The sequence below is a fragment of the Brotocaccenecus cirricatena genome, from assembly GCF_020687045.1.
Lineage (GTDB): Bacteria > Bacillota > Clostridia > Oscillospirales > Oscillospiraceae > Vescimonas > Vescimonas cirricatena.
The window spans coordinates 1-15,060 of the sequence record NZ_JAJEPW010000028.1 but is presented as its reverse complement, the minus strand read 5'-3'; the positions used below and the strand labels follow the sequence as shown (position 1 = coordinate 15,060).

The window sequence follows — 15,060 nt, the reverse complement described above, 5'->3', positions numbered from 1 at the left end:
GAATCCGCCGGGGGCTGCGTAACGAACCGTATATGCCCGGAGTCGTCTTACTCCTGGTCCTGCTCGTCCTGGCCGGGAGTCTCCTCCAGCACCTGGGCGGCGTCCTCCTGCAGGGCCTCCACGCCGGTGGCCTGCTCTTCGGACTGCTCCTCCTGGAGCTCCTCCTCCGTCACGGGGACCAGCTCCTCGGCGAAGTGCCGATAGGCGTTCAGGCCGGTGCCGGCAGGGATCAGCTTGCCGATGATGACGTTCTCCTTCAGGCCCACCAGGTGGTCCACCTTGCCCTTGATGGCGGCCTCGGTGAGGACCTTGGTGGTCTCCTGGAAGGACGCGGCGGACAGGAAGGAATCCGTGGCCAGGGAGGCCTTGGTGATGCCCATCAGAAGCTGGGTATAGGTGGCCTCCTGCAGAGGTTCGCCGTCCTCCCGGACCTCGCCCGCTTCGATGCGCTGGCGGACGCGCTCGTTCTCGTCCTCCACCTCCAGGACGTCGGCCATGGCGCCGGACAGCAGGCCGGTGTCGTTGGCGTCCTCCACCCGGACCTTGCGCATCATCTGGCGCACGATGACCTCGATGTGCTTATCGTTGATGTCCACGCCCTGCTGGCGGTACACCTTCAGGACCTCCTGGATCAGGTAGTTGTGCACGGCGGAGGCGCCGCGGATCCGCAGCACGTCGTGGGGGTTCAGGGCGCCGTCCTGCAGCTGTTTGCCCTTTTCGATGACGTCGCCGTCACGGACCTGCAGGCCGGTGTGGGGCACGGAATAGGTGCGGGTGTCGCCGTCGTCGGCGGTGACGATGATGTTCAGCAGACTGCCCTTGGTGGCCTCCTCGAAGCGGACCTTGCCGCCGATCTCGGCCAGGGTGGCCATCTTCTTGGGCTTGCGGGCCTCGAACAGTTCCTCCACGCGGGGAAGACCCTGGGTGATGTCGCCGCCGGCCACGCCGCCGGTGTGGAAGGTACGCATGGTCAGCTGGGTACCGGGCTCGCCGATGGACTGCGCCGCAATGATACCCACAGCCTCGCCGGGGCCCACCGGCTTGGAGGTGGCCAGGTTCATGCCGTAGCACTTGGCGCAGATGCCGCTGTGGGCCTTGCAGGTCAGCACGGTGCGGATCTCGGCGGAGTGAATGTCGAAGCTCTCCAGCAGGGCGGCGTCGCTCTCGGTCATCATGTGATCCTTGGAGATCAGCACCTCGCCGGTCTTGGGGTCGGTGATGTCATGCACCGGGAAGCGGCCCCGGATGCGCTCGGAGAATTTCTCGATGACCTGGCCGTTTTCGCTGATCTCGGACACCAGAATGCCCTTCTGCACGCCGCAGTCATCCTCCCGGATGATGACATCCTGGCACACGTCCACCATGCGGCGGGTCAGGTAACCGGAGTCGGCGGTACGCAGAGCGGTATCGGCCAGACCCTTCCGGGCGCCTCGGGAGGAGGTGAAGTAGTCCAGCACGGACATACCCTCACGGAAGTTGGCCTTGATGGGGATCTCGATGGTCTTACCGGCGGTGTTGGCCATCAGGCCGCGCATACCGGTCAGCTGACGGATCTGCTTCATGGAACCGCGGGCGCCGGAGTCCGCCATCATGAAGATGGGGTTGTAGCGGTCCAGGCTGGCGGTCAGGGCGTCGGTAACGTCGTTGGTGGTCTTTTCCCACTCGCGGACCACCAGCTTATAGCGCTCCTCGTCGGTGATGAAGCCCATGTTGTACTGGTCCTCGATGTCCACCACCCGCTGTTCGGTCTCCCGGATCAGCTCATACTTCTTCTCGGGGACGGTCATGTCCGCGATGGAGATGGTGATGGAGCCCCGGGTGGAGTATTTATAGCCCGTGGCCTTGATGTTGTCCAGCACCTCGGCGGCGGTGGTGAAGCCGTACTGCTTGATGGTGCGGTCCACGATCTTGCCCAACAGCTTCTTGCCGCAGGTCTCGGTGATCTCATAGTCGAAGAAGTGCTCGGAACGGGTGCCGTCGTCGTTATACCGCTTCACGAAGCCCAGGTCCTGGGGGATGTTGCGGTTGAAGATGATGCGGCCGGCGGTGGCCCGGACCACATGGGACAGGGTCTCGCCGTTCACTTCCTTGGTGACGCGGATCCACACGGGCTGGTGCACGCCGATGACGTGCTCGTTATAGGCCATGAGCACCTCGTCCTCGTCGCGATAGATGTTCATGTGGACATTGGCCTTCTCCTGGTCGGTAAGCTCGTCATAGCTCTTGCCGGCCAGGGAGAAGTCCACGCCCTGGGGCCAGTATTCGTCGTTGTCCATCTGGCTGACGCCGTTTTCAAACCGCTCGAAGGTCAGGTAGTAGGAGCCCAGCACCATATCCTGGGTAGGAACGGTGACGGGGCCGCCGTCCTGGGGGCGCAGCAGGTTGTTGGCAGACAGCATCAGCAGCCGGGCCTCGGCCTGGGCCTCGGCGGACAGGGGGACGTGGATGGCCATCTGGTCGCCGTCGAAGTCGGCGTTGAAGGCGGTGCAGTTCAGGGGGTGCAGCTTCAGGGCGCGGCCCTCCACCAGCACCGGCTCAAAGGCCTGGATGCCCAGGCGGTGCAGAGTAGGCGCGCGGTTGAGCATCACGGGGTGGTCCTTGATGATCACGTCCAGAGCGTCCCACACCTCGGTGACGCCCTTGTCCACCATGCGCTTGGCGGACTTGATGTTGTTGGCGGAGCCGTCCTCCACCAGCTTCTTCATGATGAAGGGGCGGAACAGCTCCAGGGCCATCTCCTTGGGCACGCCGCACTGATAGATCTTCAGCTCGGGGCCCACGCAGATAACGGAGCGGCCGGAATAGTCCACGCGCTTGCCCAGCAGGTTCTGGCGGAAGCGGCCCTGCTTGCCCTTGAGCATATCGCTCAGGGATTTCAGCGCCCGGTTGTTGGCGCCGGTGACGGGGCGGCCCCGGCGGCCGTTGTCGATGAGGGCGTCCACGGCCTCCTGGAGCATACGCTTTTCGTTGCGGACGATGATGTCCGGGGCGCTGAGCTCCAACAGGCGCTTGAGGCGGTTGTTGCGGTTGATGACCCGGCGATACAGGTCGTTGAGGTCAGAGGTGGCAAACCGGCCGCCGTCCAGCTGGACCATGGGCCGAAGCTCCGGGGGGATCACCGGCAGAACGTCGATGACCATCCACTCCGGCTTGTTGCCGGACAGGCGGAAGGCGTCCACCACCTCCAGGCGCTTCACCACCCGGGCCTTCTTCTGGCCGGTGACGGTTTTCAGCTCCGCATGGAGCTGGGCGCTGAGCTCCTCCAGGTCGATCTGCTGCAGGAGCTTCTTCACGGCCTCGGCGCCCATGCCGGCGTCGAAATCGTCCTCATACTTCTCCCGCATGTCCCGGTATTCCTTCTCGGACAGCAGCTGGTTGCGCAGCAGAGGGGTCTCGCCGGGGTCGGTGACGATATACGCCGCGAAGTACAGGACCTTCTCCAGGATCCGGGGGCTGATGTCCAGCAGCAGGCCCATCCGGGAGGGGATGCCCTTGAAATACCAGATATGGCTGACGGGGGTGGCCAGCTCGATGTGGCCCATGCGCTCACGGCGCACCTTGGCCCGGGTGACCTCCACGCCGCAGCGGTCGCAGATCTTGCCCTTGAAGCTGATCTTCTTATACTTGCCGCAGTGGCACTCCCAGTCCTTGGTGGGCCCGAAGATGCGCTCGCAGAACAGGCCGTCCCGCTCGGGCTTCAGAGTGCGGTAGTTGATGGTCTCGGGCTTCTTCACCTCGCCGTAGGACCACTCGCGAATCATTTCCGGAGAAGCGATTCCGATTTTAATGGCGTCAAAAGTGGGATAACTCATGCTCTATGCTCCTCCTGTTCCTTAAAATTCATCGTCCGCGCCGTCGTAGGAGGCCTCCACCTCTTCCTCGGGCACATAGTCGAAGCCTGCGTCCGCCAGCTCGCTCTCGTCTGCGTAGCGATTGCGGCGGTCGTCCTCGGCGTCCATCCGGGCCAGGTTGAAGGAATCCGGGGCGTTCTCGTCCTCCTTCAGCTCGATCTGGTTGCCGTCCTCGTCCAGCACCTGGATATCCAGGCACAGGGACTGCAGCTCCTTCACCAGCACCTTGAAGGACTCGGGCACGCCGGGGGTGGGCACGTTGTGGCCCTTGACAATGGCCTCGTAGGTCTGCACGCGGCCGGTGACGTCGTCGGACTTCACCGTCAGGATCTCCTGCAGGGTATAGGCCGCGCCGTAAGCCTCCAGGGCCCAGACTTCCATCTCGCCGAAGCGCTGGCCGCCGAACTGGGCCTTGCCGCCCAGGGGCTGCTGGGTCACCAGGGAGTAGGGGCCGGTGGACCGGGCGTGGATCTTATCGTCCACCAGGTGGTGCAGCTTCAGGAAGTACACATAGCCCACGGTGACCTTGTTGTCGAACCGCTCGCCGGTGCGTCCGTCATACAGCCAGCTCTTGCCCTGGGGGTCCAGACCCGCCTGGGTCAGGGCCTCGGTGATGTCCTTATCGGTGGCGCCGTCGAAAATGGGGGTGGCAACCTTCCAGCCCAGGGTCTTGGCGGCGTAGCCCAGATGGACCTCCAGCACCTGGCCGATGTTCATACGGGAGGGCACGCCCAGGGGGTTCAGCACGATGTCCAGGGGGGTGCCGTCGGGCAGGAAGGGCATATCCTCCTGGGGCAGCACCCGGGAAACGACGCCCTTGTTGCCGTGGCGGCCGGCCATCTTGTCACCGGGCTGGATCTTGCGGCGCTGGGCGATATAGACCCGGACCACCTGGTTCACGCCCGGCCCCAGCTCGTCGCCGGCCTCCCGGGTGAACACCTTGGCGTCCACGATGATGCCGCTTTCGCCGTGGGGCACCTTCAGGGAGGTATCCCGGACCTCCCGGGCCTTCTCGCCGAAGATGGCCCGCAGCAGGCGCTCCTCGGCGGTCAGATCGGTCTCGCCCTTGGGGGTGACCTTACCCACCAGGATGTCGCCTGCGTGGACCTCGGCGCCCACGCGGATGATGCCGCGCTCGTCCAGGTCCTTCAGGGCGTCCTCGCCCACGTTGGGGATATCCCGGGTGATCTCCTCGGGCCCCAGCTTGGTGTCGCGGGCGTCGATCTCATATTCCTCGATATGGATGGAGGTGTAAACATCCTCCTTCACCAGCCGCTCGTTGAGCAGCACGGCGTCCTCGTAGTTGTAGCCCTCCCAGGTCATGAAGCCCACCAGGATATTGCGGCCCAGGGCGATCTCGCCCTGATCGGTGGCGGGGCCGTCGGCCAGCACCGTGGGATCGTCGCCGCCGTGGACCCGCTCGCCCACGGAAACGATGGGCTTCTGGTTGATGCAGGTGCCGTGGTTGGAGCGCAGGAACTTGATGAGCTTATAGTCCTTGCTCTCGCCGCTGTCATACTTGACGGACACGTTGGTGGCGTCCACCTTGGTGACCACGCCGTCGCCCTCGGCCAGCACCACCACCTCGGAATCTAGGCAGATCTTGTGCTCCATACCGGTGCCCACGATGGGAGCCTCCGGCCGCAGCAGGGGCACGGCCTGCCGCTGCATGTTGGCGCCCATCAGGGCGCGGTTGGCGTCGTCGTTGGGCAGGAAGGGAATCATGGCCGTGGCGATGGACACCATCATACGGGGGGAGATGTCCATGTAGTCCACGTATTCCGGCTCCACCTGGATGGTCTCGTCCTGGTGGCGGCAGGTGATACGGGGGCCGATGAGGCAGCCGTTTTCGTCCACAGGCTCGGCGGCCTGGCACACAACGTACTGATCCTCCACGTCGGCGGTCATATAGGTGATCTCGTCGGTGACGCGGCCGGAGGGGCGCTCCACCCGGCGGAAGGGGGCCTCGATGAAGCCGTATTCATTCACCCGGGCATAGGTGGCCAGATAGGAGATCAGGCCGATGTTGGGACCTTCGGGAGTCTCGATGGGGCACATACGGCCATAGTGGCTGTAGTGCACGTCGCGGACCTCCATGTTGGCGCGCTCCCGGCTCAGACCGCCGGGGCCCAGGGCGGACAGACGCCGCTTGTGGGTCAGCTCGGCCAGGGGGTTGGTCTGGTCCATGAACTGGCTCAGGGGGCTGGAGCCGAAGAACTCCTTGATGGCGGCGGTGACAGGCCGGATGTTGATGAGGCTCTGGGGGGTGACGATGTCCAGGTCCTGGATGGTCATCCGCTCCCGGATGACCCGCTCCATGCGGGAAAAGCCGATGCGGAACTGGTTCTGCAGCAGCTCGCCCACGCAGCGCAGGCGGCGGTTGCCCAGATGGTCGATATCGTCCTTCTGCACCAGGCCGTGGGCCAGGACGTTCATATAGTTGATGGAGGTGAGGATGTCGTCCACGATGATGTGCTTGGGCACCAGGCGGTCCGCCTGCAGGCGGCACTGCTCCACCAGCTCCTCGCCCTGATACTGACTCAGCAGCTCCTGCAGCACGTCAAAGCGCACCCGCTCCTTGATGCCGCACGCCGTCTTGGGGTCAAAGTCCACATAGCGGCTCATATCGCACATGCGGTTGGTGAAAATGCGGATGACCTCGCCGTTTTCCAGCCGGACCTTCACCATACCCACGCCGATGGCGTCCAGGGTGCGGCAGTCGTCGCCGGAGAGGACGTGGCCCTCCTCCAGCAGCAGCTCGCCGGTGGCGGGGTCGGCCACGGGCTCGGCCAGCTTCTGACCCTTGGCCTGGGTCCACAGGGTCAGCTTCTTGTTGAACTTATACCGGCCCACGGTGCTCAGGTCATACCGCCGGGGGTCGAAGAACAGGCCCTGCATCAGGTTCTCGGCGGAGTCCAGCGTGGGGGGCTCGCCGGGGCGCTGCTTGCGATAGATCTCCAGCATGGCCTCCTCATAGGACTTGCAGGTGTCCTTTTCCATGGTGGTCACGATGCGGGGATCGTCGCCGAAGCGGTCCAGGATCTCGCCGTCGGTCTTCAGGCCCAGGGCCCGGATCAGGCAGGTGATGGGGAGCTTGCGGTTCTTGTCGATGCGGACCCAGAACACCTCGCTGCTGTCGGTCTCATACTCCAGCCACGCGCCCCGGTAGGGGATCACCGTGGAGGTCAGCAGGGGCAGGTCCGTTTTCAGGTCGATCTCCTTGCCGTAGTAGATGCCGGGGGAGCGGACGATCTGGCTGACCACCACGCGCTCGGCGCCGTTGATGACGAAGGTGCCGGAGTGGGTCATCAGGGGGAAATCGCCCATGAAGATCTCCTGCTCCTTGATTTCGCCGGTCTCCTTATTGTGCAGGCGCACGCTGACCTTCATGGGGGCGGCATAGGTGGCGTCCCGGGCCTTGCACTCCTCCACGTCGTACTTGGGCTTCTCGTCCATGCTGTAGTCGATGAAGCTCAGCTCCAGGTTGCCGGCATAGTCGCCGATGGAGGCCACGTCGGCAAAAACCTCCCGCAGGCCGGTGTCCAGGAACCACTGATAGGATTTCTTCTGAATCTCCAGCAGGTTGGGCATCGCCATGACCTCTTCGTGTCTGGCAAAGTTCTTGCGCAGGGTCTTGCCATAATACTTGTCCTTGGCCATCTTCAATACTCACGCCTTTCTTTTCGCATTTTCTCCGTGCTTTTCCTTGGGAACCGCTCTCCCGGGATTTTGACACGCTCGGCCCGGTTGTTTGTTTTCGCCCGGGCCCACTTGTAATTTTGGGGGAAAGCTGGTATCATAACAGCAGATTTGAAATGGGGCATCAGGCCCCATTTTCTCAATATAGCGTCTTATTGTACCACAGGCGTGGCCCCTTTGTCAACATAAAACCCCGCCGGGAGCCCGATTTTTTCGGACTCCCAGCGGGATTTTTCGCAGGCGCCGTATTTTTATGCTGCGCAAGGGATTTTTCGAAATTGCGGGCATTTCCCGCGCGATCCGTCGGACGGAGCCGCGGACGGTCCGCAAATGCGTAGCCTTGCAGCGCGCCGGAAAGCTCCATCCCCGGGTGTCTGGCCCGGGGCCGTTTTTTTGACCGGAGAATGCCGGAAAATTTGGAAAATATTTTGGCATTTTATGCCGTTACGTCATTGCATTAAAGTCCAAAAGCTGGTATAATATATAAGTCGCGCTGAACTTTTATGCAGCGGCGGACAATATTTTTTATAGGAGGAACGAGATGACAGCTATCAAACGGTGCTGTGCACTGGCTCTGGCGGTTCTGATGATCCTGACTGCCCTGCCGGTGACGGCATTCGCCCAGGCAGCTGAGCAGGAGGTCAACGCCTCCCTGCAGGAAACCACGGTCAGCGGTATCGCCAACGATATCGCCCGCCAGGTCCTGCACAGCGGCCAGAAAAACGGCGAAAAAATTCAGATGGAGAACACCGCGAAGCTCGACGACAGCGACGAGGTCGAGATCATCGTGGTGGTCAACGACTCCGTGGCCGACCCGGATTCCCGGGCCCAGGTCAACGCCCTGCTGCGCACGCAGAAGAGCGCCCTGGCTCAGATCAACCGGGCCATTGACGGGCAGGTGGAGCCCCAGCGGCAGTATACCACCCTGCTCAACGGCTTTTCCGCCACAGTGACCTATGGCCAGTACAAGGCCATCCGGAAGCTGGACTGCGTGCAGTCCGCCTTCATTTCCCCCACGTTTGAGCTGCTGCCCGACACCGCCAACAGCAACCGGATGATCGGCGGCGGTATCTATAATACCACGGGCTTCACCGGCGAGGGAATGCTGGTGGCCACTCTGGATACCGGCGTGGACATGGGCCACGAGATCTTCAAGACCGCCCCCAAGAGCCCTTCCCTGACCCGGGAGAAGCTCCAGTCCATGCTGGAGCAGTACGATTTCCAGGCGGAGAGCATCGTCAAGGGCATCAGCGTGTCCGACCTGTATTACAGCGCCAAGATCCCCTTCCAGTTTGACTACGGCGACAGGGACAAGGACGGCATGCCCGGCGATAAGGGCAGCCACGGCACCCACGTTGCCTCCACCGCCGCCGGCAACACCGGCGTCAACGAGGCCGCCATGGGCGTGGCTCCCCAGGCCCAGATCATCAACATGAACGTGTTCAAGTCCACCGGCGGCGCGTCCTATGCGGACATTCTGGCCGCTCTGGAGGACTGCATCCTGCTGGGCGTGGACGTGGCCAACCTGAGCCTTGGCTCCGACTGCGGCTACATCGACTATGACAGCGAGGACGCCTTCACCAAGAGCCTGCTGGACGTGTTCGAGCGCACCGGCGAGAGCGGCGTGTCCCTGGCTGTGGCCGCGGGCAACGCCTATAACGCCGCCTATGGCGACGCCTTCGGCGGCAAGGCCCTGGCCTCCAACCCCGATTACGGCCTGGTCAGCGAGCCCTCCACCTATGGCGAGTCCCTGTCCGTGGCCGCCGTGTCCAACGGCATGGTCAAGGGCCCCTATGTCACCGTGGGCGGCAAGAACCTGGCCTATCAGGACAGCGCCACCATCAGCGAGGACGAGAACGCCAAGCCCTTCCGCAGCCTGTCCGCCCAGGGCTCTATTGAGTATGTGGTGGTTCCCAACTACGGCGCGGAGGAGGACTATGCGGGCCTGGACCTGACCGGCAAGATCGCCCTGGTGCAGCGGGGCGGCGGCATGTACTATGAGCAGAAGGAGCGCAACGCCGCCAACGCCGGCGCCATTGGCATGCTGGTGTACAACAACGTCCCCGGCATGCTGTACATGTCCATCACCGACTGGAAGATCCCCTGCGCGTTTATCTCCCAGGCCGCCGGTGAATACATGAAGCAGCAGGAGACCAAGACCCTGTCTGTGGCCTCCGCCGACGCCCTGGTGGAATCCCCCACCTATGGCATGGCCGACTTCTCCAGCTGGGGCGCTACCCCCGAGCTGACCCTGAAGCCGGAGCTCACCGCCCCCGGCGCGGGCATCTATGCCGCCGTGCCCGGCGGTTATGAAAGCATGGACGGCACCTCCATGGCATCCCCCCACGCGGCCGGCGGCATGGCCATCGTCCAGCAGGCCCTGAAGGCCCGGGACAACAGCATGACCGGCGCCCAGCGCAAGCACATGACCGACACCCTGCTCATGAGCACCGCCCATGTGATCTATGACGACAACGGCGTGCCCTATTCCCCCCGGAAGCAGGGCGCTGGCCTGATGAGCATCAACGACGCCGTGAATACCCGGGGTTATCTGTCCGTGGAGGGCATGGAGCGTCCCAAGCTGGAGCTGAAGGACGATCCCGCCATGAAGGGCGTGTACACCATGAACTTCACCGTCCACAACACCGGCAGCGACACCCTGTATTACGACGTGACCCCCCTGGTGCTGACTGATACCACCGAGGCCTATGTCAACGGCAGCGGGCAGGAGTTCTCCACCATCAGCGGAAGCTCCCGGCTGCTGCCCCACACCTTCACCACCAACTGCGAGAATAACCGGGTGGCCGTGGCTCCCGGCAAGACCGCCGATGTCACCGTCACCGTCACCGTTACCGGCGAGGGCCGGAAGATGCTGGCCCAGTTCCCCAACGGCAGCTATGTGGAGGGCTTCGTGACCCTGACCCAGGTGGCCGCCGACGGCAGCGCCCTGACCGATCCCATTGACCTGGGCCTGCCGTTCCTGGCCTTCTACGGAGACTGGACCAAGGCTCCCATCATGGATTCCACCGATTACTGGGAGACGCTGGACGGCTCCGCCAGCCAGGCCCAGGCGTACATGAACACCGCCTTCTCCTCCTCCAGCGAGAACACGGTGGACACCTACCTGGGCGACAACAACTACACCACCGTTCCGTATCTGGCGGACCGCAACGCCATTTCCCCCAACAACGATGACTTCATGGACAGCCTCACCGGTATCTACACCGGCCTGCTGCGCAACACCAAGAGCCTGAAGTATACCATCACCGGCGCCAACGGCCAGGTGTACTACAGCAAGGACTGCGAGTATGTGGGCAAGTCCATCTACAGCTACGACTATTACCGCATTGTGCCCGCCGGTGTGGACGCCGAATATGACGGCATTGAGCCCTGGTACGGCACCGACGCCCACAACGCCAAGCTGCCCAACAACACCAAGGCCACCGTGACCATCGAGGCCACCCTGCCCTATGGCGATGGCGTGGGGACCAACCAGAAGCACTCCTGGTCCTTCCCCATCACCATCGACACCGAGGAGCCTCATGCCGACAACCTGAAGGTCACCGAGTCCGAGGGCCGGTACTATCTGAGCCTGGACGTGTCCGACAACCAGTATGTGGCGGCCGTGGTGTTCTACAACATCAAGAACAGCGAGATGCTCTATGGTATGCAGGGCTTCGGCGAGGACAAGCCCGGCGTCACCAGCCACATCAAGGAGTATGACATCACCGGCTTCGGCGAGACCTTCGGCATGATCGTCCACGACTACGCCGGCAACTCCAAGGTGTATACCGTCCGTGCTCCCGGCAACCCCGACGATCACGGCACCATCACCCCCACCAACATCCTCTGGACCGAGAACTTCAACGAGAAGTGGCTCCCCGACGACTGGAGCGTCCAGAGCAAGGGCGGCTCTCTGAACACCTGGTACCGCGACGAGGACTACATGGCCGCCGTGGATCATGACGACGACAACCAGCAGGACGAGTGGCTGATCTCCCGCACCACCGATATCAGCGGCGTGGATACCGAGGTCCACATGGTCTTCGATTTCTACACCACCTATTGGTACACCGTGGAGTATAAGCACTGCAACCTGCAGGTCATGGCCTCCGGCGACGGCGGCGAGAACTGGCAGGAGATCTGGAACCTGCAGCGGGATTCCGGCCTGTTCACCGCCTGGACCAAGACCCAGGCCAAGGTGACCATCCCCGAGAGCCTGCAAAGCAGCAAGGACCTGCGCTTCGCCTTTGTCTACACCGGTAAGGGCGGCTCCACCCTGTCTATGGACAACGTCCAGCTGTACGCCGAGGAGCGGGACAACTATGTGTCCGTCACCGCCGCCGCCGGTGAGGGCGGCACCATCACCCCCGCCGGTCAGACCCTGGTGAAGAAGGGTACCAGCAAGACCTTCGACATCGCTCCCGCCCAGGGCTATGAGATCGTCAACGTCAACGTGGACGGCGCCGATCTCGGCCCCATCAGCTACTACACCTTCCAGCGGGTGGGCGTGGACCACACCATCTCCGCCACCTTCCAGAAGGCCCAGCCGTCCGGCGACACCGTCACCCTGACCACCACCGCCAATGAGGGCGGCACCGTGGCCCCCGCCGGTCAGACCAGATACGCCCCCGGCGCAAGCGCCGAGATCACCTTCACCCCGGACCCCGGCTATCAGCTGGCCTCCGTGAAGGTCAACGGCCGCACCGTGGACGTGACGGACGGCGCCTACACCCTGGTCATGGACCAGAGCTATGCCGTGTCCGCCGCCTTCGAGAAGATTCCCGACGTCCCCGTGGTGATGTTCCAGAACGACTTCGAGGACGTGGCCGGCGACAGCTTCCCCTTCCACGGCTGGACCGTGAAGGTGCAGGATACCAGCAGCACATGGAAGCAGTATACCTATTACAACTGGAAGAACGAGGGCAATGATTCCAAGCACGCTTACATCAGCAACGACTGGAAGGGTGCACAGGATGAGTACCTGATCTCCCCGGCTGTGGACCTGTCCGGTACCCGTGACGGCGTTCTGACCTTCGACTTCGCCTACGGCGAGTACGGCATCAAGAACAAGACCTTCACCGCTACGGTGGAAGCTTCTACCGACGGCGGAAATACGTGGAACGCTATCTGGAACTTCCAAGACAGCTATACCGGCCAGCAGGCCAGCAACTACATCATTTCCGGCAGCGCAGAGGTTCCCGTGCCCGCCGAGTACAATGTGGACGGCGTCCAGTTTGCCTTCCGCTATGTCCATCCCAATGAGGACACTACCGGCCAGCTGGCCATCGACAATGTGAAGCTGATGGCGGTGGAGGACGGCCCCGTAGCCCAGAAGTACACCATCACCGCCAGCGCCGGTGAGGGCGGCTCCATCACCCCCGCCGGTGCGGTGTCCGTGAAGGAGGGCGCGTCCCAGACCTTCGCCATCGCCGCCCAGGAGGGCTACGCCATCGCCGATGTGCTGGTGGACAGCCAGAGCGTGGGCGCGGTGGACAGCTACACCTTTGAGAATGTCACCGCCAACCACACCATCGCCGCCCTGTTCACCAAGACGGCCTCCGACGTGCAGTTCGACAACGACTTCGAGTCCGAGACCTTCCCCGGCCACGGCTGGACCGTGAAGGGCACCCGTACCGACAGCCCCTATACCTGGTACCAGGGCACCAATACCAAGCTCAATTCCACCAAGCAGGCCCGCATCGACATGGATTACTATGAAGATCCCTGGGGCGGCGGCTGGAGCGTGGGCGGCATCCGCAAGCCCCTGCTGCCTATGGCAGGCGGCAGCGACAAGCTGCAGGATGAGTATCTCATCTCCCCGGTGGTGAACCTCACCGGCAAGACGCCCACGCTGAGCTTCGATTACCTGCTGTTCAAGTCCGTCATCGGCAACTACTGCTCCGTGACCGTGGAGGCCACCACCGACGGCGGCCAGACCTGGACCACCATCTGGACCGCAGCCGATCTGGAGCCGGTAAGCGGTTATTGGTTCATGGGCACGGCCAACGTTGCCGTTCCCGCCGCCTTCTGCACGGACAATGCCCAGTTCGCCTTCCACTTCTATAAGAAGGCCAACCGGGGCTATGACGATACCGACGCCATGTTCGCCATCGACAACGTGACCATGACCTACGGCGCCACCGATCCCTGCGCCGACGGCCATACTCTCACCGCGGTACCTGAGGTCCCCGCCACCTGCGAGGAGACCGGCGTCAAGGCCCACTGGGTGTGCTCCGTCTGCGGCAAGCTGTTCAGTGACGCCGAAGGCAAGAACGAGACCACCCTGGAGGCCCTGACCATCAGCACTCTGGGCCACGACTATGGCGAGGCCGCCTGGACCTGGACCGGCTACGAGTCCGCCAAAGCTACCTTCACCTGCAGCCGTGACGCCAGCCATGTGGAGGAGGTCACCGCCGCTGTTACCAGCGAGATCACCACCCCCGCTTCCTGCGAGAGCACCGGCGTCCGGACCTATACCGCCACGGTGACCTTCCAGGGCAAGAACTACACCGACACCCGCACCGAGACCCTGCCCTCCCTGGGCCACGCCTGGGGCGAGCCTGTGTGGACCTGGACCGGCTGCGGCGCCGCCGAGGCCTCCTTCGCCTGCGCCCGGGATGCCGGCCATGTGAAGGTCCTGCCCGCCAGCATCACCAGCGAGGTCACCACCCAGCCCGGCTGCTCCACCGAGGGCGTCCGGACCTATACCGCCACCGTGACCCTGGAAGGCAAGAACTATACCGACACCCGCACCGAGACCCTGCCCTCCCTGGGTCACAAGACCCAGCTGGTGGGCGCTAAGGCCGCCACCTGCACGGAAGACGGCTACACCGGCGACGAGGTGTGCACCGTGTGCCAGGAGGTCGTGAAGAAGGGTGAGGTTATCCCCGCTCTGGGCCACAAGACCCAGCTGGTAGGCGCCAAGGCCGCCACCTGCACGGAAGATGGCTACACCGGCGACGAAGTCTGCACCGTCTGCGGCGAGACCGTGAAGAAGGGCGAGGTTATTCCCGCTCTGGGCCACAAGACCCAGCTGGTAGGCGCTAAGGCCGCTACTTGCACCGAGGACGGCTACACCGGCGACGAAGTCTGCACCGTCTGCGGCGAGACCGTGAAGAAGGGCGAGGTTATTCCCGCGCCGGGCCACAAGACCCAGCTGGTAGGCGCCAAGGCGGCCACCTGCACCGAGGATGGCTACACCGGCGACGAGGTGTGCACCGTGTGCCAAGAGGTCGTGAAGAAGGGCGAAGTCATCCCCGCTACCGGCCACGATTACAAGGACGGCAAGTGCACCAACTGCGGCGAGACCGACCCCAACTACAAGCCCGCTGAGCCCGAGAATCCCGGCGTCAAGACCGGCGACGAGGCTCACACCGCTCTGTGGCTGGCTGCGGCCTCCGTATCCCTGCTGGCTGCCGCCGCCCTGCTGCTGGGCAAGAAAAAGCACCTGAGCTGACCCTAAAAAGTCAGGTAATAGCAATAGCCCCGGGACGCGATAGCGTCCCGG

Annotated in this window: 3 protein-coding genes; 1 reads left to right on the top strand and 2 read right to left on the bottom strand. The window is 63.4% G+C overall.

The genetic code is table 11. From position 1 onward, the window contains the following. Positions 1-47: 47 nt before the first annotated feature. Together rpoC and rpoB are read right to left on the bottom strand one after the other, a co-directional pair. The gene (gene rpoC / locus LKD37_RS09995; RefSeq protein WP_302929080.1) at positions 48-3,812 is read right to left on the bottom strand and encodes a DNA-directed RNA polymerase subunit beta'; all 3,765 of its coding nucleotides are present in this window, start codon (positions 3,810-3,812) and stop codon (positions 48-50) included. A 21-nt stretch (positions 3,813-3,833) separates the two neighbouring features. Further along, positions 3,834-7,511 carry a DNA-directed RNA polymerase subunit beta gene (rpoB, locus tag LKD37_RS09990; RefSeq protein WP_302929079.1) on the bottom strand — a complete coding sequence of 1,226 codons (3,678 nt, stop codon included), beginning with the start codon at positions 7,509-7,511 and terminating at the stop codon, positions 3,834-3,836. A 580-nt stretch (positions 7,512-8,091) separates the two neighbouring features. Between rpoB and LKD37_RS09985 the strand changes: the two genes are divergently transcribed. Next, positions 8,092-15,009, top strand: a complete 6,918-nt coding sequence (locus LKD37_RS09985; protein WP_302929077.1) for a S8 family serine peptidase — start codon at positions 8,092-8,094, stop codon at positions 15,007-15,009. The last annotated feature ends 51 nt before the right edge of the window (positions 15,010-15,060 follow it).

Coding starts and splice junctions, on each gene's coding strand:
- rpoB (WP_302929079.1), bottom strand. CDS start 7,511: ATGGCCAAGGACAAGTATTATGGCAAGACCCTGCGCAAGAACTTTGCC.
- LKD37_RS09985 (WP_302929077.1), top strand. CDS start 8,092: ATGACAGCTATCAAACGGTGCTGTGCACTGGCTCTGGCGGTTCTGATG.
- rpoC (WP_302929080.1), bottom strand. CDS start 3,812: ATGAGTTATCCCACTTTTGACGCCATTAAAATCGGAATCGCTTCTCCG.